Origin of the sequence: Streptomyces collinus (genome assembly GCF_031348265.1) — a bacterium.
In the GTDB taxonomy this organism is placed as follows: Bacteria; Actinomycetota; Actinomycetes; order Streptomycetales; family Streptomycetaceae; genus Streptomyces; species Streptomyces collinus.
This window is the reverse complement of sequence record NZ_CP133771.1, coordinates 8539371-8557673: the sequence shown is the minus strand read 5'-3', so window position 1 is coordinate 8557673 and position 18303 is coordinate 8539371. Positions and strand designations below refer to the sequence as shown.

16 protein-coding genes are annotated in these 18303 nt (G+C 72.2%); 8 read left to right on the top strand and 8 right to left on the bottom strand.

Annotated features, from left to right (window positions below):
- Positions 1–157: 157 nt before the first annotated feature.
- On the top strand, positions 158–1072 hold the full coding sequence (locus RFN52_RS38635) for an NAD-dependent protein deacetylase (RefSeq protein WP_184853559.1): 915 nt from the start codon (positions 158–160) through the stop codon (positions 1070–1072).
- On the opposite strand, the gene RFN52_RS38630 is transcribed toward RFN52_RS38635, so the two are convergent.
- Positions 1035–3014 carry a glycosyltransferase family 2 protein gene (locus RFN52_RS38630; protein ID WP_311241167.1) on the bottom strand — a complete coding sequence of 660 codons (1980 nt, stop codon included), beginning with the start codon at positions 3012–3014 and terminating at the stop codon, positions 1035–1037. The two genes, RFN52_RS38635 and RFN52_RS38630, sit on opposite strands and share 38 nt — an antisense overlap.
- A 316-nt stretch (positions 3015–3330) precedes the next feature.
- On the opposite strand from RFN52_RS38630, the gene RFN52_RS38625 reads away from it, so the two are divergent.
- Together RFN52_RS38625 and RFN52_RS38620 are read left to right on the top strand one after the other, a co-directional pair.
- Positions 3331–3582 carry a hypothetical protein gene (locus RFN52_RS38625; protein WP_184853557.1) on the top strand — a complete coding sequence of 84 codons (252 nt, stop codon included), beginning with the start codon at positions 3331–3333 and terminating at the stop codon, positions 3580–3582.
- A gap of 195 nt (positions 3583–3777) precedes the next feature.
- On the top strand, positions 3778–4965 hold the full coding sequence (locus RFN52_RS38620; protein WP_184853556.1) for a beta-ketoacyl-[acyl-carrier-protein] synthase family protein: 1188 nt from the start codon (positions 3778–3780) through the stop codon (positions 4963–4965).
- Between the two features lie 28 nt (positions 4966–4993).
- Here RFN52_RS38620 and RFN52_RS38615 read toward each other — a convergent pair whose 3' ends face one another.
- From RFN52_RS38615 to RFN52_RS38600, 4 genes are all read right to left on the bottom strand, one after another.
- Positions 4994–7144 carry an ATP-binding SpoIIE family protein phosphatase gene (locus tag RFN52_RS38615; protein WP_184853555.1) on the bottom strand — a complete coding sequence of 717 codons (2151 nt, stop codon included), beginning with the start codon at positions 7142–7144 and terminating at the stop codon, positions 4994–4996.
- A gap of 164 nt (positions 7145–7308) precedes the next feature.
- The gene (locus RFN52_RS38610) at positions 7309–9390 is read right to left on the bottom strand and encodes a SpoIIE family protein phosphatase (protein WP_184853554.1); all 2082 of its coding nucleotides are present in this window, start codon (positions 9388–9390) and stop codon (positions 7309–7311) included.
- A gap of 263 nt (positions 9391–9653) precedes the next feature.
- Positions 9654–10955: an MFS transporter gene (locus RFN52_RS38605; protein ID WP_311241166.1), complete on the bottom strand. Its 1302-nt coding sequence runs from the start codon at positions 10953–10955 to the stop codon at positions 9654–9656.
- Between the two features lie 235 nt (positions 10956–11190).
- Positions 11191–12129 carry an alpha/beta fold hydrolase gene (locus tag RFN52_RS38600; protein WP_184853553.1) on the bottom strand — a complete coding sequence of 313 codons (939 nt, stop codon included), beginning with the start codon at positions 12127–12129 and terminating at the stop codon, positions 11191–11193.
- Between the two features lie 96 nt (positions 12130–12225).
- On the opposite strand from RFN52_RS38600, the gene RFN52_RS38595 reads away from it, so the two are divergent.
- The 3 genes from RFN52_RS38595 to RFN52_RS38585 all read left to right on the top strand — a co-directional run bounded on the left by RFN52_RS38595 (position 12226) and on the right by RFN52_RS38585 (position 14493).
- The gene (locus RFN52_RS38595; RefSeq protein ID WP_184853552.1) at positions 12226–12840 is read left to right on the top strand and encodes a TetR/AcrR family transcriptional regulator; all 615 of its coding nucleotides are present in this window, start codon (positions 12226–12228) and stop codon (positions 12838–12840) included.
- Between the two features lie 143 nt (positions 12841–12983).
- Complete coding sequence (locus RFN52_RS38590; RefSeq protein ID WP_184853551.1) at positions 12984–13727, top strand: YoaK family protein; 744 nt, start codon at positions 12984–12986, stop codon at positions 13725–13727.
- A gap of 232 nt (positions 13728–13959) precedes the next feature.
- Positions 13960–14493, top strand: coding sequence for a GNAT family N-acetyltransferase (locus tag RFN52_RS38585; protein WP_184853550.1), 534 nt, complete (start codon positions 13960–13962; stop codon positions 14491–14493).
- Positions 14494–14506: 13 nt separating this feature from the next.
- Here the strand turns inward: RFN52_RS38585 and RFN52_RS38580 are convergent, their stop codons facing one another.
- Complete coding sequence (locus RFN52_RS38580) at positions 14507–15106, bottom strand: TetR/AcrR family transcriptional regulator (RefSeq protein ID WP_184853549.1); 600 nt, start codon at positions 15104–15106, stop codon at positions 14507–14509.
- Between the two features lie 146 nt (positions 15107–15252).
- On the opposite strand from RFN52_RS38580, the gene RFN52_RS38575 reads away from it, so the two are divergent.
- The gene (locus tag RFN52_RS38575) at positions 15253–16164 is read left to right on the top strand and encodes an NAD(P)-dependent oxidoreductase (protein WP_184853548.1); all 912 of its coding nucleotides are present in this window, start codon (positions 15253–15255) and stop codon (positions 16162–16164) included.
- Positions 16165–16169: 5 nt separating this feature from the next.
- Positions 16170–16601, top strand: coding sequence for a hypothetical protein (locus RFN52_RS38570; protein ID WP_308432028.1), 432 nt, complete (start codon positions 16170–16172; stop codon positions 16599–16601).
- A gap of 56 nt (positions 16602–16657) precedes the next feature.
- On the opposite strand, the gene RFN52_RS38565 is transcribed toward RFN52_RS38570, so the two are convergent.
- Both RFN52_RS38565 and RFN52_RS38560 read right to left on the bottom strand, forming a co-directional pair.
- Positions 16658–17455: an inositol monophosphatase family protein gene (locus tag RFN52_RS38565; protein WP_184853547.1), complete on the bottom strand. Its 798-nt coding sequence runs from the start codon at positions 17453–17455 to the stop codon at positions 16658–16660.
- A 52-nt stretch (positions 17456–17507) separates the two neighbouring features.
- The gene (locus RFN52_RS38560; protein WP_184853546.1) at positions 17508–18269 is read right to left on the bottom strand and encodes a ZIP family metal transporter; all 762 of its coding nucleotides are present in this window, start codon (positions 18267–18269) and stop codon (positions 17508–17510) included.
- Positions 18270–18303: the final 34 nt, after the last annotated feature.

The following is an 18303-nucleotide window of genomic DNA, read 5'->3' as shown; positions in this document are numbered from 1 at the left end:
ATAAGGATTGTGTTAAGTCATCGGGTACGCCGATCCGGCCCGGCCAAACGTCTCGGCCTGATATCGGCTCAGGGACGGTGGAGGGGGCGGCTCCCGCCGGCCGCCGGTCATGACCGTGCGGTCTCCTTGCGGGGGTGTCCTTTCGTACCCTGACTGCATGCGCATGCGTCCCACCCTGAGCTGGACCCCTTCCGAGGACCTGCTGCCCGCGACCTCGGACCCGGGGCCGGTCGCCGATGCGCTGGGCACCGGCGGAGTGCTGGTGCTCAGCGGAGCGGGCATCTCGACGGAGTCGGGCATCCCCGACTACCGGGGCGAGGGCGGGAGCCTCAGCCGGCACACTCCGATGACCTACCAGGACTTCACCGCGAGCGCCCAGGCCCGGCGCCGGTACTGGGCGCGCAGCCACCTCGGCTGGCGCACCTTCGGCCGGGCCCGTCCCAACGCCGGGCACCTGGCCGTCGCGGCCTTCGGCCAGCACGGCCTGCTCTCGGGCGTCATCACCCAGAACGTGGACGGCCTGCACCAGGCCGCCGGCAGCGCCGACGTCGTGGAACTCCACGGCACCCTGGCCCGGGTCGTCTGCCTTTCCTGCGGCGCCTTCAGCCCGCGCCGCGAACTCGCCCGGCGGCTGGAGGAGGCCAACCCGGGGTTCGAGCCCGTGGCCGCCGGGATCAACCCGGACGGTGACGCCGACCTCACGGACGACCAGGTCGCAGGCTTCCGCGTGGTTCCCTGCACGGTCTGCGGCGGCATCCTCAAACCGGACGTCGTGTTCTTCGGCGAATCGGTTCCGCAGGAGCGCGTCGAGCACTGCCGCGAGCTGGTCCGCGGGGCGGCCTCGCTGCTGGTCCTGGGCTCCTCGTTGACGGTGATGTCCGGGCTCCGCTTCGTCCGCCAGGCGGCCCAGGCCGGGAAGCCGGTGCTGATCGTCAACCGGGATCAGACCAGGGGCGACCAGTACGCCCTCACGAGGGTGTCTCTCCCACTGGGCACAGCCCTCGGCGCCGTCGCGCACCGGCTGGGCCTTCCGGTCAGCCGAGTCGTCGACGCAGGGCCGCAACCGGCCTGACCGGCGCCACGCGCAGTACCAGTGCTCGCTTCGGGCTGCCGGCGAGCGGCTTGGCGTAGTAGGGGCGTCCGAGCCGGGCGGCGCGATACCAGCGGGTGCCGGACAGTGCCTTCGGGGTCGGGACGGGAACAGGGCTCTTCGGGTCGTCCGTGCGCAGGGTCAGCGTCCAGCGCCCCGGTCGCAGGTTCCTGACCGGCATGCGGGCAGTGAAGGTGCGGCTGCCGTGCGGTGCGTACAGCAGGGGCACCTCTCGGACCGAGCCCGCGTCCTCTTCGGCGCGCAGGGCGACGGGTTCGGGGTGGCGTGCGGCTTCGCCGGTCAGGCGTCCGCTGACGACGAGCGTGGCGGGGGCGAAGGTGTCCCAGGCGATTCCGGTCACGAGGCATGCCGGCTCGGCCTCGGACTGCCGGACGTCGAGGGAGAAGTTGCCCTGGGGCGTGAAGAAGGGGCGTGCCGTGGTGGGCTCGTGGCCCCGCCGGGAGCCGGTGGCCAGCTCCCGCTCCGGTGGGGCGGTCCTCCGGCCGTCCGTGTCCGTCCGGGTCTGCCGGAGCCTGACGGTTCGGCTGACCCCCTGGGCGCGTACATCCAGGTGGAGGTCCCACTGGCCGCCGCCGAGCGGGGCGCCCGCGTCCACGGTGCTCAGGTCGACGTCGACGGTGAAACCGGCCGCCGCGTCGTCACCGTGGTGCGGGGCGGTGCCGACGGTCACGGGCACACGGATGTCCGGGTGGCGGAAGCCGCTCGGGCGCAGGATCAGTTGAGTTGTGGACTGGAGGGGGCCCAGGGACTCGATGCGTGCGTGGCCGCCGAGGCGGAGGACATCGCCGTCGCCCGTCCAGGCCGCTTCGGCCAGTTCGTGGTGGACGGGGAGGCGGTCCGTGGTGTCGAAGCAGACGTCCGGGACCGCCTTCCCGGGGTCGCGGAAGAAGGGGTGGGCCCAGTAGACGCGGCCTTTGTCGACGACGTGGCCGCGCTCCGCGTCCGCCTTGGCGTTGCGGGCCACGGTCATGAGGTCCTCGAAGCGGTCCGCGCGCAGGAGGTGGACGATCAGCCGGTCCTGCGGGGCGATCAACTGGAAGACGCCGTCGGTCACGTAGGTCCGCGCCCAGTCCCGGAACTGCGGGTAGAAGTGCTCCCGTGCCCGCTCTTCGCTCTCCCGGGGCAGCAGAGCGCGCAGCGGCCCGCACAGCTCCCACTCCACGTGGCGGCGCATGATCCGGTCCTGGCGCGGGCCGGGGTCCAGGTAGCGGGCGACCGTTTCGAAGCACAGGCGGGTGCCGTCCATGCGGTGGGCGAGGTCGGCGGCGGTGAGGGTGAGGTTGTTGCCGTTCTGGCGGTTGCGGGAGTAGTAGCAGTCATAGTCGGCCACCACGGAGATGCCGTCGGCGTTGAGGTAGGCGGCGGCGGTGAAGGGCTTGTCCTCGCAGTTGCGGTACGGCGGGAATCTCAGCTCCAGCCGTTCGATCAGCGAGCGCCGGAACAGCTTCCAGCAGCCGAGGGTGCGGTAGGCGTGGGAGGAGAAGAGGTCCGTCCGGGGCTGGTTGTGCGAGAAGACGGCCGTCGGGACGGCGCGTCCGCCGACCGACACCATCTTGCCGAGGACCACGTCGGTACGGTTCTCGTCCGCCATCGCGACCATGCGGCGCAGGGCGTCCGGGCCGAGGTAGTCGTCGGAGTCCAGGAAGAAGACGTAGTCACCGCCGGCCAGGTCCAGACCGGTGTTGCGGGGGACTCCGGCACCTCCGCTGTTGGGCCGGTGCACGACGCGGAGGCCGGAGCAGGTTCGTGCGAGGCGGTCCAGTTCGCTTCCGGTGCCGTCGGTGGAGCCGTCGTCGACCGCGATGATCTCGATCTTGTCCGGTCCGAGCGTCTGCTCCATGACGGACGTGACGCACTTCGTGAGTTCCGGCATCGCGTTGTACGCGGGGATGATCACGCTCACGCGGGGAGGGTTCCTACGGGACATGATGGGCTCCCGGGCCGTGGAGTGGTGCGGGGGTGAGGGAGGCAGTCCGGATTCGGGCGAGCGGCTCCATGGAGCTTCCGGCCCGGGCCGCTGCCGCCGCCCCGCATGAGGCGTCGTCCTACGCCGTCGGAGTGAGGGAACCACCCGTTCGGGTGCGTGCCGGCTCCTCTCGGAACGTCCTCTCCTCATGCGTCGCAGAGAACGCCTGGCTGGTCACCCGGCACGAGGCCGCCTGTCGCGACATGAGCCCGCGTCAGGTCGCCGAGCGGGTGTTCTGGCCGACGGCTGCCTGATGAGCGCGAAGAAGGACGGCATCGTCCACATCGGCGGCTTCCTCGGTCTGTGGGGCCGCGCCCTGGCCGAGCGGTGCGACGCGGGCCGCCTGCTTCCGCACATCCCCGCGCACCGCTTTCCCGGCCATGCGCTCGGCGAGGTCCTGGCCGCCACGGTCAAGGACAAGGAGCGGATCCCGGGCTACCGCCTGGTCGAACAGCCCCCGCTTCTCGGCCACTTCCGCAGCAAGGTGGAACCGGTCCAGAGGTGAGCCGAGTCACAGCACCCAAAGTGCGCCTGAGTTGTGCGCATAACAGCGGAAATATCCCTTTAGCCTCCATGCTCGAAACGGACACCGGCTCCCGAAAGGGCGTTCACCGGCATCCTCTTGGGCGCTAAGTTCCGAAGTGACCCATGACACAGCACTCGTGACATTCTCCCTGTCCCCTCTGGAAGGTGCCCCATCATGGCCGCTTACCTCTGCCCGCCTGCCGTGATCCACGGCGAGCACGCCGTGAAGACCAGTGAGATCGTGGCGGAGGTGCGGGACCGGCACCCCCACGCGGCGTGGGCGCCGCGCATCGACGGCATCGCGGCGAGCACCGGCATCGAGACCCGTGGCTGGATGCTGCCGCTGGAGACCGCCGTCGCGCCCGGCGAGGGCGGCGGCCTGCGGGCGGTCGGCACGGAGCCCACCCAACAGGCCTTGGTCCGCGACGGCTTCACCCAGCAGGAGGTGGACCGCGTGATGACCGCCCTCGCATCCATACCCGCACCGCAGACCGTCCAGGAGCGCACCGCGCCGGCCTGGGAGGCCGTGCAGTCCTACGGGGAGCGCGCGGCGCGCGGGGCCCTGCAGACAGCCGGGCTGGACGCCTCGGACGTCGACTGTCTGATCACCAGTCACTCCACCACTCCGGCGCTGCCGGGTCTGGACATGACCCTGGCCAACAGGCTGCAGCTGCGCAGCGACGTGATGCTCCTGCCGGCCACGCAGTGGGCCTGTATCGCGGGGACCCGCTCACTGGCCCTGGCAGCGGACCTCGTGGCCGCCGACCCCGACCGGGTGGTCCTGGTCGTCATATCGGAGGCGCTGAGCACGACCTACCAGCCCGCGGACGACACCCTGGAGTCCCTGATCGTCCGGCTGCTGTTCGCCGACACCGCCGTGGCAGCGGTGGTCACGGGCCGCCCGAGGCCCGAGGCCGTGCTGCGGCTGGACGCCGCCTGGCATCACACCCTGCCCGGCACCCAGGACCTGCACCGCCTGGAGACACGGGCGGACGGCACCCACTTCGTGATGGACCGGCGCGGCCCGCGCGCCGTGCAGGAGACGGTCACCGCGATGTGGGAGTGGCTGCACGCCCGCTACCAGGACGACCCCCACGCCTGGCATCCCGACGTGCTGCTCGCGCACCCCGGCGGCACCCGGGTGCTGGAGTACATGGAGCAGACGATGCCCGACACGTGGCCGCCGGGGCTCCTCGACCACAGCCGGGACAGCTACACCAGCGGCAACCGCGGTGGCGCCGCCGTCTTCGACATCCTGCGGCGGGCGCACGACGCGGGGCTGCAGAAGCCCGGAAACCGCGCCGTTCTGTACGCGGCGGCACCGGGGCTCACGGCGACGGCCCTCGAGGGGCAGTGGCTGTAGAGCGCTGAAGGGGCCGGTGCGTGCCGCGTCACCGCGCCACTTCCGCCCAGACGACCTTGCCCGTGTCCGTCCACCGCACCCCCCACCGGGTGGTGAGCCGGTGCACGATGCTCAGGCCACGGCCTCCGTCGTCGAGCAGGTCGGCACGCCTCAGCCGTGGCCTGCCGTTGCCGGTGTCTCCCACCTCGCACAGCAGGCGGTGCCCGGCCCTGATGAGCCGCACCGTGATGGGGCCGGTGGCGAAGCGCACCGCGTTCGTGACCAGCTCGCTGACCAGCAGCGTCGCGTTGTGCCGGGTGTCGTCCCTGGTGCGCCACTGCCTCAGCAGCGCGGACACGTGCTCGCGGGCCCGGGCCGGGGCGTCGTCGCGGGCGGCCAGCCGCCAGGTCGCCGTGTCCCCCTTGCGGTAGCCGATCATGCGCGCGAGCAGGAGCGTCACGTCGTCCCGCTGAGGCGCGGGCGCCAGTTCGGAGACGACGTGCCGGGCGGTCCGTTGCAGGGTGTCCCAGGGGTGCACCGTGGCCACCGCGTCCGCCAGCCTGCCCATGCCCTCGTCGATCGACAGGGCGGGGTCCTCCACCAGGCCGTCGGTGTAGAGGGCGAGCACCGAGCCGGGCGGCACGCCGACGGTGTACACGTCGAACGGCTCCCGCAGCGCGAACTCGGCTCCCAGGCCTGGGTGAGGGCGGATCGCGAGGGGGCCCGCCCGCCCGTCCGGGGAGACCAGGATCGGGGGGAGGTGGCCGGCGCTGGACAGCGTCACGTGGTGGCCGACCGGGTCGTAGAGGGCGATGCAGCAGGTCGAGCCGAGGGCGCTGTAGCCGGCCGCCAGCCCGGACTCGGCGTCGTCCAGTACCGTCACCGTCTCGTCCAGGTGCTCCAGCACCTGGTCGGGTGCGAGCCCAGCGGACAGCAGCGCGCGGGCCTCCATGCTCAGCTGGCCCATGGTCGCGGCGGCCCCCAGGCCGTGCCCCACGACATCACCGACCACCAGCGCGGTACGCCCGTCGGGCAGCGGGAAGCTGTTCACCCAGTCGCCGCCGACGCCCGCGCTGTCGGGGGTGGCGGGCTGGTAGACGCTGGCGATCTCGATGGTGTCGCCACCGGCCCGGGGCAGGAGCCGGCGCTGCAACGCCAGTACCTGCGTGTGCTCGCGCTGGTGCTGTCGGGCGAGGTCGACGTGGTGGGCGGTTCTGGCCACCAGCTCCTGAAGGTCGAACAGCTCACTGTCGCGGAAGGGGCAGTCCGCCCGGCGCCAGACCTCCGCCACGCCCAGCACGATGGGCGGCACGCTGTCGAGGACGAGTGGTATGCACACCACCCCTGCCGAGCGGTCCCCGGGCACCAGGGCACGCGCCACGCGTGGGCTGCCGAAGACCCGCTCGACCGCCTCACCGTCGGGTATGACGATGGTCTGCGGCGCATCGTCCCGCAGCACCGCCTGGGCGAGCAGGCGACTCGCGTCGCCGGGGAGATCGTCGCCCGGCGTCATGTAGCCATCGGGCCACACCCGGTCCGGTACGAGGGCCGCCCGCCGCAGCCGGATACGCCCGTGCGCCCTGCCGGAGACCCCCTCCCCCGTCCACACGGAGAAGTCGAGGTCCACGGCGGCCACGTCTCCCCAGGCCAGCAGGGACTCCGCCAGCGATTGTGCGGTCTCGCCGATGTCCAGCGAGGTGCCGATCGCCGTCTCGGCGGCGTAGAGGTGCAGTCTCCTGGCCATGGCGATCACGGAGACCGTCAGGCCGCCCTCCGGCGCAGCGGAGGGCAGGATGCTCATCGAGACCACCAGCTCCGACCCGTCGCCGCGCCGCAGGCGCTGGATGCGGGCGACATGCGCCTCACCGCTGTCGATCACCTGCCGCAACCGCCGTGTCACCGTCGGTACGTCCCCGGGCGGCAGGAGGTCGACGAACGGCCGGCCCGCCGCCGCGTCCAGACCCGCGAACACGGGGGCTTCCAGATTGCAGCGGGTGATGATCAGGTCCCGGTCCAGGTTGACCGCGCCGAGGATCTGCTCCTGTGCGCCGGCAGCCGGGTTGTCGGGCACCTGCCGGCGCGTGGTGCGGTCACCCCGCGGTTCGGCCGCTGCCGCTCCGCCTTGCGGGATGTAACGCCCGAGGGCGCGGCTCACCAGGTCGAACGCCGAGGAGGACGAGGGCGAGGGTGTGGAGTCCATGCGGCTCTCTCAGCAATCCCCGACGCGATGCCGGGGCCGGGTCCGGACCCGTGCGGTCGGGGCCCCGAGCTCCCTGACCACACACCTCATTGAATAACACCGCGGGCGGCTTCGCACACATCAGCGAATCGCGGGAGGCCGGCCGTCCGGAGCGGACGCAGCCGTCAGAGCCCGGCCAGGGGCCTTGCCCGGGCGATGAGCAGCGCGACGTCATCGTGGTCGGCGGGGCCGCGCAGTTGCCGGAGCAGCAGGTCGCAGGTCTCCTCCGCGGAGCGGCAGGGCGGGGACAGCAGGCGCAGGAGGTCGTCCAGGCGCTGGTCGATGGGGTCGTCGCGGGTCTCCACCAGGCCGTCGGTGTACAGGACGAGTTGATCGCCGGGGTTCATGGTGAGGGCGGCGGTCTCGAAGGGACCGCTGCCGACTCCCAGCGGGGTGCCGGTGGGCAGGTCGAGCAGTTCGGGCGGTCTGCCGTCGCGCACCAGGACCGGGGGCAGGTGGCCGGCGCAGGCGACGTGCAGGCGGGAGTGGTGCGGGTCGTAGACGGCGTACACACACGTGGCGATGAAGGGGTCCAGACCCTGGGTGATCCTGTCGAGGTGGGTGAGGATCCGGCTCGGGGCGAGGTCGAGGTCGGCGAGGGTGGAGGTGGCGGTGCGCAGCCGGCCCATGGCGGTGGCGGCCGGGATGCCGCTGCCCATGACGTCACCCACCGCCAGGGCGGTCCGGTCGCCGCTGAGAGGCAGGACGTCGTACCAGTCGCCGCCGACTTCGCTGAAGGCCTGGGCGGGCCGGTACCGGGCGGCGATCTCCAGACCGGGGCGGCGGGGCGAGGGCTGGGGCAGCAGGCTGCGCTGGAGGGTTTCGGCGGCGCTGCGGATGTGCTGGTGCAGGACGGCGTTGTCGATGCTGAGCGCGGCGGACGAGGCCAGTTCGCAGGCGAGGGTGAGATCGTCCTCGTCGAAGGGCTGGGGGTTGCGTGCGCGGGCGAGGCCCATCACCCCGATGATCTCTCCGCGCGCGATGAGAGGGACGGCCATGTCGGTGTGGACACCGGCTTCGGCGAGCAGGCCGGCGGCAGCGTCGTCGGCAGCGATGCGGCTGAGATCGCCGCTGTCGAGATGGGTGATCAGCAGGGGCTTGCGGGTGCGGAAGCAATGGGCTGCCGGGTGGTCCGCGTGGTACGTGGCGAGGTGGCCGGGCGCGATGATCGCATCGGAGGCGGCGGTGGGATAGGCGGTCTTCACCGCCAGGGCGCGGAACAGTGCCGGGCCCTCGCCGCGGTCCGGACGGCCCGTCCGCAGGACGGAGTCCAGGATGTCCACCGCGATCATGTCGGCCAGGTCGGGCACCAGGACGTCCGCCAGCTCCTGGGCGGTCCGCTCCACCTCCAGGGTGGTCCCGATGCGGGCCGAGCCGTCGGCCATCAGGCGCAGACGCTGCTGGGCCCGCTCGGCCTGCCTGGCCGCCTCGTACCGGTCGGTGACGTCCACCACCACGCTGGCGATCCCGAGCACGTGGCCGCCGTGGTCCTCCAGGCGGTAGAGCGACACGGCCCAGGCGTGGTCGTTGTCGGGGTCGGCGCGGGTACGGCCCACCACCTGCTCGTCCACCATGGGCCGGCCGGTCTCCAGGACCTCCAGCATCTGGTTCTCCGCGGTCGTGAAGGGCGCTCCGGGCAGGATCTCCCGGAAGTGGCGGCCCACATGGTCGGCTTCGGGGACGCCGTGCATCGAGGCGAGGGCCCCGTTGACGGCCACGTACCGCAGCTGGGTGTCCAGGACGGACAGGCCGATCGGCGCCTGGGTGACCAGCTGGCTGGACAGGGCCACCTTGCGCTCCACCTGCCGCACCGTGGCCCTGTCGGTGGCCAGCCCCAGCGCGTAGTGATCGCCGAGGCTGTCCGTCAGCCGCATGTTGCGGAACTCGATGATCCGGGTGCTGCCGTCCTTGAGCCGGACGGGGAAGGGCCCCGCCCAGTGCCGGCCGGTCTCCATCACCTCGGCGAACAGTCCCATCCCCGCCTCGCGGTCTTCGGGGTGGAGAAGCAGGATGGCGGCGTACTGCCCGACCGCTTCGTCGCCGGTGTAGCCGAACAGTTCCTCGGCCTGGGGACTCCACATGTCGATCCGGCCGTCGGCCTCCACGAGCACCGCGGCGACGCCCAACAGGTCCATCAGCCCGCTCGGGTCCGATGCCGCCTTCTCCGGATCGGCCGCCCGCTCCGGAGGCTGCTTCGCTCGGCTCATCACATTCGCCCCTTAGGCCTGTCGACCTCACCGGCGCACCCGTCTGGCTCAGCAGACGTCCACGGCGGTCTCCCTGCAGGTCAGCAACCCGTTCACGATGCGGTACGCGACCTGCGAACGGCCAGGGGACGCGCCGGTCGGGCGCCGTGCGCAGTCGAACCCCGCGGCCCCGGGGCGGCCAGAACGAACATCACGCGTGCCGGTTGGCTGGGTCGTTCCTTACCCTTCCACCCTTCCACACCTGCCGGCTCCGGCCGAGGAGGTCAGCCTCCGGTCGGCCCGCCGCGCGGGGCCGGAAGCTCTCGCCCCAGGCGTGCGAGCGGGGAGAAGGCCATCACCACCGGGGACAGCATCATGCCCGCGGCCGCCACCAGCAGGCCGGTGCGCAGCCCCCACTCCCCCGCGAGGAATCCGCCGGACAGGGAGCCGAGCGGGGCCAGCCCCATACCGGCGAACGTGATCGTGGCGGCCGCGCGGCCCTGCATCCCGTCCGGCGTGACGGCCTGGCGGACGGCCATGATCGTGACATTCACCAACTGGCCGCCGAACCCGAACACGAATCCGACCGCGAGCAGCGCGGGAACGGTCGCCGCGGAAGAGCCGTGCAGCGCGGGCACACACAGGAACATGCCGTCGCCGAGCGCTGCCGCGCACACGAGCACCGTGCCGTGGCCGAACCGGCGCGGCAGCCGGGCCGCCAGCAGCGAGCCCAGCAGCGCGCCCGGTCCCGCCGCCGCGAGCGCCAGCCCCACGACGGTGCCCGGCAGGTGCAGCTCCCGCGGCAGGAACAGCAGGTAGACGGTCATCATGGCCGCGAAGGAGAACTGGAACGCGGCCGAGGCCAGGCACACGGCACGGAGCACGCGGTCGCGGGCGACGAAGCGCAGGCCCTCATGGATCCGGTGCCCGACCCCCGGCGGGTGTTCCGGGCGCTTCGGGACCGCCTCGGCTCGGCGGATCCGGCGGATCGACAGGAACGACAGCGCGAAGAACAGCGCGCCGGAGGCGGCGGCGATCGGTGCCGACAGCAGGGACACCAGCGCACCGCCGAGCGCGGGACCCCCGATCTGTGCCGCGGACCGGCTGCCCTCCAGCGCGCTGTTCCCGCGCAGGAGTTGGTCGCGATTGACCAGACGTACGAGGGACGCCTGGTACGCCACGTCGAAGAAGACGGACAGGGCCCCGACGGCGAAGGCGAGCACGAACAGGCCGGGCATGCCGAGCCGGCCGAAGAGGCAGGCCAGGGCCACGGCGCCGAGGGCCAGGGCCCGGCCGGCGTCCGCGAGCACCATCGTCGTACGGGTGCGCCATCTGTCTACCCAGGCACCGGCGAAGAGCGAGAGCAACAGGATCGGGGCCTGCCCCACCGCGCGGAGCACGCCCAGCCGGCCGGCACTGGCGTCGAGTGTCAGGACGGCCAGGAGCGGCAGAATCACCAGGCTTGCGTGTTCACCGAGTTGGGAGGCCGTCTGCCCCAGCCAGAGCCGCCGGAAGTCGGCGTCCCGCCGCAGGCTGGACGGAACAGGACGGAAGGAATCGGAGGAACCGGAGGAAGCGGAGGGCACAGGGATCCCTTGTGGCAGCGACAACGAGACCCGGCACCGGGCGCAGGAGGGCGCGTCGGCGGTCCGGGCAGGGGAAGGCTCGCTGTGCCGCGACATCAAGGGCGGCACGCGATGACAGGCCGGTCACGGCCGACGACGTCAACGCGCGCTCGGGAAACCGACCATGTCTCAGCTCCTCGTGGATCACTGGCTTCGCGCCGACCCTAAGGTCGGCGGGCCCCGCACCGCACGCGGTTTACGGCTGGGCTCGTGACGTGTGGCGCAGGATCTCAGCGGCCAGCCGGTCGTCCAGGCAGCTGGGCAGGGTGTGACCCATGCCGTCGATCATGATCAGACGGGCGCCGGGGATGGCGGCGGCGGTGGCCTCGGCGTGCTCGGGCGGGAACATCGGGTCCTCCGTGCCGTGCAGCACCAGCGTCGGTGCGGTGACCGAGGCGAGGCCTGCCGTGGAATCCGAGCCGGCGGCCCCGGCGAGCGTGTGGTTGAGCCCGGCCGTGAGATCCCGCGCCCGCTGGTACACCCGCCGTTCCATCGCGCGGTACTCGCCCTCGTCGAACGGCAGCACCCCTGCGTGCAGGACGCGCCAGAGCGGCATGCGGGCGGCTAGGTACTCCTCCGGATCCGCGTCCGGCCGGGGGAAGGCCGTGGTGAGCGCGGCCAGCAGTTCGGGACGGGGCGGGGGCAGTTCCCCGGGGATCGGGGACGCACCCTCCAGGGCGCGCTGCACCACCGCCGCGGTGTCCGTACCGAGCGGCTGCGACGACAGGCTCGTCAGGGTCAGGACCCGGGGGGCCTCGGTGACGGCCAACCGTTGGGCGATGAGACCACCGAGGGATGCGCCCACCAGGTGGGCCCGTGCTGCTCCGAACGCGTCCAGGACGGCGAGCGCGTCGGAGGCCAGGTCGGCGACGGTGTAGGGGTGGGTGGTGAAGTCGACGGTGGAGGAGCGGCCGGTGTCGCGGTGGTCGTACCGGATGACCCGCCGGCCCCCGTCGACCAGCCGGCGGACGATGCCGTCGTTCCACTGGACGCCCTGTGCCTGGGCGCCCATCACCAGCAGCACCGTCGGGTGGCCGGGATCGCCGAAGTCCTCTGCCCACAGCTCCACGCCGTTCGCCCGGACGATCTGCTCGCGGCCCGTCAGGTACTCGTTCTCGATTTCATTTTCCTGCATGGTCATTCAAGATAATGGCTCCGGGCACGACGCGCACCGGATTTCCCGTCACATCCGGGTTGGACGCCACGGGCCCCGTCCGGGCAACCTGATCGCATGACCGGAGTCAAGGGGCAGGTGCAGAAGCGAGGCGTGGAGCGCCGACGCGCCATGGTCGACGCCGCGATCGACCTGTTCGCACGTCAGGGGGTGCGGGGCACCGGAGTCGCCGCGATCGCCGAGCGCGCCGGCGCGACGCCCTCGGCCCTCATCCACCACTTCGGCAGCAAGGACGGCCTCGTGCGGGCCGTCCTGGAGGAAGCCGACCGGCGCGCCCTGGCGCGGTTGTCCGTCCCGGCCGGGGCCGAACCCACCCTGGACCAGGCGTTCGACTGGTTCATCCGCGACGCCGGGCACACGGCCGCCACGGAAGGCCAGTTGGCCGCGCTGCACACCACCCTCACCGCGGAGAACCTGCAACCCGGCTCCGTGCTCCACACCTGGTTCCGGGACCGCGGCCGGGCGCTGCGGACCCATCTGTCCGACCTGTTCACACGCGCCGTCGCCGACGGCTCGGCCCGGCCCGGCCTCGACCCGGTGGTCCTGGCGGCGGAGACTGCCGCGTTCCTCGAAGGGGCACACCTGTTGTGGCTGCTCGACCCCGAGCAGGTGGACCTCGTCGGCGTCCACCGCAGCTACTTCGAGGGCTTGGCGGCCCGCCTCCGGCCGTGATGAGACGTGCAGCGGTTCGCGACCGGTACCGCGTGCCGGGCCGCCTGCCCGGACGCCGGCCGTGGTAGCCCGCCCGTAGCCACTGGCCGCGTGTCCGGGCGGCGGTCCGGTGACGGGCCGTCGCCGCTGCTCACACTGGCCGCATGTCCGATGCGTCCCCGGTCCTCGCGACCGATGCCCGGCGGGTGGCCGTCATGACCGTGCTCACCGTGCTGGCGGGTGCGGTCGACGCCGTGAGCTTTCTGACCATGGGGAAGGTCTTCTGCGCGCTGGCGACCGGCAACGTGCTCTTCCTGTCGTTCGCGCTCGCCGGGGAGGGCGATGTCCCGGTGGCGCGGCCCGCCACCGCGATCGGCGCGTTCGTGGCCGGGGCGGCCGTCGCGGGCGTCGTACTGAAGTGGCTCGCGGACCGCGGACGCCGGTGGTTCCCGGCCGGGCTCGTCTGCGAGGCGGTACTGCTGGTGTGCGCCGGTTTGCTGGCCCTGGCGAGACACGGCACCGGGCCCGTTCCCGCCCAGGACGACCGCGGGGTCGTCGCACTCGTCGCGCTGGCCATGGGAGTACGGGCCTCCACCGCCCTGCGCGTCCATGTGCCGGGCATGCCGACACTGCTGAGCCAGACCGCCATCGCCGAGCTCCTCAACGACGTGCTGAGGCGCCCACGGGCAGCGCTGCGCGGGATGACGGCGAAGCAGCGGCTGGCCCGGACCAGGTGGACGGCCACCGTGGGCGGGATCTTCAGCGGGGGTGTGCTCGGCACGCTGCTGCTGGTGCCGCTGGGCACGGGGCGAGCGCTGCTCGTCATCGCGGCGGCCGTGCTGCTCCTCGCGGCGGCGGGCCTGATCGTACGGCCGGGCGCGCGGGAACGGGTCCCGGGCGGTCCATGACCCTCGGTGCGGAGCCGGGCGGACATCGCGGGACGGGCTTCGCGAGCCGCAGTTGCGACCAGCGGCACCCGCAGATGAAGGCGTGAACTCCGCCGTCCTGGGCGACGTTGACGAAACCGGCCGGTGTTGGGCCAGGTCCGGCATCGTGGCGTGACGCTCCACCGGCCCCGCTCACCGCCGGAGTGCGCCGCCGCGGTTCGCGATCCCTCCGCCGCGTCGGCAAGATGGGATCATGACCGACATCCGCACACCCCGCCTCGTCCTGCGCCGATGGCTCGACGACGACCTCGTCCCCCTCTCCGAGATCCACGCCGACCCGGCGGTGATGCAGCGCATCGGCGACGGCGTGCCTCGCTCCATGGAGCAGACCGCCCAGGACATCGAGACCTGGGAGGAGGAGTGGGACGAGGAGGGGTTCGGGATGTTCGCCGTCGAACTCCTGGGCTCTGGCGAGCTGGTGGGCGCCGTCGGTCTGTCCGTGGCCGACGCTCCGGCCGAGATCGCCGGCCAGGTGGCGATCAGCTGGCGGCTCGGGCGGGTGTTCTGGGGGCAGGGATACGCGTCGGAAGCGGCGCACGCCACCCTGGAGTTCGCTCTTCAGGACCGGGGCCTGGACCGGGTGGTAGCCGTGTGCCGCACGGACGACAGTGCCTCGGCGAACGTGCTCGGCAAACTCGGCATGGAGCCGGAAGGCGCCGCTCAGCACCCGGTCCACGGCCACGACCTCACGGTGTACGGCATCGACCTCACACAGTACGAGGGGTAGCTCCGGCGCGCGCTCAGCCGCCCGGCGGGCGCACGGCCGCATCGAGGACGGGGCCGAGTTCCCGGGCCACGGTCGTCAGGGCCCGGACGTCACGCTCGGCCCGGGCGAGCAGGATCGCCCCCTCCAGGCTGCTGATCATGAGCGTGGCGAGTGCCCCGGCCCGTTCCCCGGGAACGCCCATCTCGGTCAGGGCCTGGGCGACCGCGCCGGTCCAGGTGGCGAACGCGGCCGATGCGGCCTTCCGCGTGGAGGGGACCGACTCCGCGCAGTCCACCATGGCGGCGGCCACCGGGCAGCCGCCCGCGAAGCCGGCAGCCTCGTACTCGTCGGTCCACTGGCGCACCATCGAGCCGAACAGCCCGCTCGGCGTCGGCTCGGGCAGCGCGGCCAGGAAACGGGCGACACGGCCTGCCGCGTAATCACCTGCCCAGCCCACCGCCTCGTCGACCAACTGCGCCTTGCCGCCGGGAAAGTAGTGCTGGAGCGAACCGCGTGGCGCGGCGGCGTCGAGGGCGACTTCGCGCATGCCGGTGGAGACGACTCCGTCGCGCCGGATGAGCTGGGCGGCACTGAAGATCATCCGCTCACGCGGCCCCCGCTCGGCTGTCGCCATCGTCGACCTCCGTCAACTCGCTCACACGTCTTTCCCGGGCTCCACTCTATGACCGCCGTCATAACCACGGCTACTATGACCACGGTCATAGTCGAGGACGGCGGTGGCGGCTCGGCCCCGGCCCGAGCCGGAGGAGGCGGTGCGTCATGTACGTCGGTTTCATCGGTCTGGGGGTCATGGGGCAGCCCATGGCACTGAACCTCGCCCGTGCCGGGACGCGGCTCGTCGTCTGGAACCGCACCCCCGGGCGTTGCGAACCGGTGCGGGCAGCCGGCGCCGAGGTGGCGGCGAGCAGCGCCGAGGTCTTCCGGCGGGCGGCCACCGTTTTCCTCATGCTGGCCGACGAGCCCGCCGTGGACGCGGTGCTGGGCCGCGGCACCCCGGGCTTCGCTCAGCGTGTCGCCGGTCGGACCGTCGTCCACATGGGCACGACCTCCGCCGAGTACTCCCGCACCCTCCAGGAGGACATCCAGGCCGCGGGCGGCCGTTACGTCGAGGCCCCGGTCTCCGGCAGCCGTGTCCCTGCCGAACGGGGCGAACTGGTGGGGATGCTGGCGGGTGACGGCGACGCCGTGACGACCGTGCGGCCCCTGCTCGGTCCGGTGTGCCGGGAGACGTTCGTGTGCGGGGCCGTCCCGGGTGCGCTGCAACTGAAGTTCTCGGTGAACCTGTTCCTGATCACCGTGGTCACGGGCCTTGCCGAGGCATTCCACTTCGCCGAGCGGCACGGGCTTGATCAGCGCCTCTTCCGGGATGTGCTGGACGCGGGCCCGATGGCCAGTGCCGTCTCCCGGGTCAAGGCTTCGAAGCTGCTGGAGCGCGACTTCTCGGTCCAGGCAGCCGCAGCGGACGTCCTCAAGAACAATCGCCTCATCGCCGAGGCCGCCCGCGAGGCAGAACTGGCGTCCCCGCTCCTGGACGTGTGCCACGCCCTCTACACCGAGACCGTCCAACAGGGCCACGGCGGCGAGGACATGGCGGCCGTCCTGCGCGCCCTGGAGGCCCGGACCGACGGAACACCCGTCACGGCGCAGGGAGTCGCCGGCACGTCCGCATAGGCTGGGTGGAAACGACACCTGTTCATGAGCGCCAGGCGCGCGAGGAGGCCGACCGGATGGGGCTCATGCTCTGCCCTGCGGACGACGAAGTGACGAGCCCGGACATCTCGTGGTCCTACTACGGGTTCCGCCTGTTCAGGGAGTGGCTGGCCCAGACCGAGGGCTTCGCCCTCCCGGAGATGGCCGGCTTCGGGGGAAACCGGCCGTGGAGCAGCCTGACCACCACGCTGGCACCGCTGCTCGACCATCCGGACGACGACGGTGACATCGCACCCGCGCACTGCGCGGCCATGCTGCCCCGCCTGGAAACGATCATCGAGGAGCGGCCGCACGCCGCCGACGATCCTGTTCTCCGACGACGCATCGATGACACCCGCCGGCTGATCGACGTCATGACGTACTGCGTGGACAAGGACATCCCGCTCGCCTTCTGCTGAGCACGGGACGGGACTCGGCCGGTCCGGCAGCCACGCCGCGAAGCCATGCCGTCACATCACCGGCCTCGGCCGCCCGTCATCGACATCAGCAGCGCGTGGGCCTCCTTGTCGGCAGCGACCACGAGCCCACGGCCCGCCTCCTCCAGCGGACCACCGTCGATCCCGGTGACGACGCAGCCGGCCGCCCGGCACAGAGCGATCCCCGCCGCGAAATGCACGCTGCCGGTGAAGCCGCCGCCATCGGTGACATAGGCGGCGCGCTTGCCGGCGGCGACCCAGGCCAGGGCCAGCGTGGTGGACACGACGCGCGGCCGGAAACGTGCGACGAACTCGGGGTGGGCCAGCAGGTCGACAGCCCGGAATCCGGGAGCGTTCGGGAACGGCGGATCCAGGTTGACGTCCACCAGGCGGGTGGCCGACGTGGGCGTCAGCAGCGCGTCGCCGGACCCGTCGTGCCGGACCCGGGCGCTCTCCCCGTCGGTGAAGAAGACCTCGCCGCTGAACGGGTCGGCCACCGTCGCCGCCCCGTCGCGCAGCGCCACGTTGACGGCCACCAGCATGGTGCCGACGGCGTAGTTCAACGTGCCGCACAGGGGATCCACCAGCCATTGGCGCCGGGCGCCGGCGGTGCCCTGCTGCCCGCCTTCCTCGCCGAGCACCGCGTCATCGGGCCGTGCGGCACGGATGACGGCGAGGATCGCCTTCTCGGCCTCCACATCGGCGGCGGTGGCGAAGTCCCCGGCGCCCTTGTCGATGCGGCTGAGTTCCCGGCCGTACATGGCGCGCACCACCGCCGCGCCGGCCGACGCCCCGGCTGTCGCGACCTCGGTGTCGCTCACAGATGACTTGGTCATGCCGTGCAGGCTATCGAGGCGAACCCCCGCCTGCGGCGAGGACGGTGTGCCGTCAGGCATGGGACAGCGCGAAGGAGACCAGGAAGCCGCCGACCGTGACCAGCCCGATCGCCAGGTGGGCTTCCTGGAACGCCTCGGGGATCATCGTGTCGGCGATCATGGCCAGGATCGCACCGGCGGCCACGGCCGTCACCCCCGCGATCACGGTGGGTGAGAAGCCCCCGAGGACGGCGTATCCCAGGACTGCGGAGACGGTGCTCGCGACCGCGATGGCGCCCCACACACCGAAGACGTACGCCTTGCCGCGCCCGGACTTCTTCATCCCTGCCGAACTGGACAGGCCCTCCGGGATGTTGCTGATGAACACCGCCGCGACGGTCACGAGGCTCACCGCCCCACCGTCGAGCAGACTGACGCCGATCACCGCCGACTCGGGTACTCCGTCCAGCAGCGCGCCCAGCGCCAGCGCCAGGCCCGAGCCGCTGTTCTGCGCCTCGGACGGCTGGGTCTGCTCCGTGTGGTGGCCCGATCGCTTGCGATGGCGGGCACCCCGGCCGGCCAGCCACAGATTGCCCGCCGTGTAGGCCGCCGCACCGGAAAGTGTCCCCACCACCGCCGGGCCCAACCCGCCTTGCTCATACGCTTCGCCGACCAGCTCGAAGGAAACGGCCGAGAGCAGCACACCGGCGCCGAAGGCCATCACCAGCGCGATGACCTTCTGCGACACGCGCATCCCGTACCCGAACACCGCTCCCAGCAGCAGGGCACTCCCCGCCAGCAACCCCCAGCCACCTGCTTGCATCACCTCGGACATACAGCGCCGCGTACCCGCGCGAGCAAGCATCACG

What these genes read in the sequence shown, in the direction of transcription:
- RFN52_RS38635 (WP_184853559.1), top strand. Translation starts at nt 158, where the DNA reads ATGCGCATGCGTCCCACCCTGAGCTGGACCCCTTCCGAGGACCTGCTG.
- RFN52_RS38625 (WP_184853557.1), top strand. Translation starts at nt 3,331, where the DNA reads ATGAGCGCGAAGAAGGACGGCATCGTCCACATCGGCGGCTTCCTCGGT.
- RFN52_RS38620 (WP_184853556.1), top strand. Translation starts at nt 3,778, where the DNA reads ATGGCCGCTTACCTCTGCCCGCCTGCCGTGATCCACGGCGAGCACGCC.
- RFN52_RS38615 (WP_184853555.1), bottom strand. Translation starts at nt 7,144, where the DNA reads ATGGACTCCACACCCTCGCCCTCGTCCTCCTCGGCGTTCGACCTGGTG.
- RFN52_RS38610 (WP_184853554.1), bottom strand. Translation starts at nt 9,390, where the DNA reads ATGAGCCGAGCGAAGCAGCCTCCGGAGCGGGCGGCCGATCCGGAGAAG.
- RFN52_RS38600 (WP_184853553.1), bottom strand. Translation starts at nt 12,129, where the DNA reads ATGCAGGAAAATGAAATCGAGAACGAGTACCTGACGGGCCGCGAGCAG.
- RFN52_RS38595 (WP_184853552.1), top strand. Translation starts at nt 12,226, where the DNA reads ATGACCGGAGTCAAGGGGCAGGTGCAGAAGCGAGGCGTGGAGCGCCGA.
- RFN52_RS38590 (WP_184853551.1), top strand. Translation starts at nt 12,984, where the DNA reads ATGTCCGATGCGTCCCCGGTCCTCGCGACCGATGCCCGGCGGGTGGCC.
- RFN52_RS38585 (WP_184853550.1), top strand. Translation starts at nt 13,960, where the DNA reads ATGACCGACATCCGCACACCCCGCCTCGTCCTGCGCCGATGGCTCGAC.
- RFN52_RS38580 (WP_184853549.1), bottom strand. Translation starts at nt 15,106, where the DNA reads ATGGCGACAGCCGAGCGGGGGCCGCGTGAGCGGATGATCTTCAGTGCC.
- RFN52_RS38575 (WP_184853548.1), top strand. Translation starts at nt 15,253, where the DNA reads ATGTACGTCGGTTTCATCGGTCTGGGGGTCATGGGGCAGCCCATGGCA.
- RFN52_RS38565 (WP_184853547.1), bottom strand. Translation starts at nt 17,455, where the DNA reads ATGACCAAGTCATCTGTGAGCGACACCGAGGTCGCGACAGCCGGGGCG.
- RFN52_RS38560 (WP_184853546.1), bottom strand. Translation starts at nt 18,269, where the DNA reads ATGTCCGAGGTGATGCAAGCAGGTGGCTGGGGGTTGCTGGCGGGGAGT.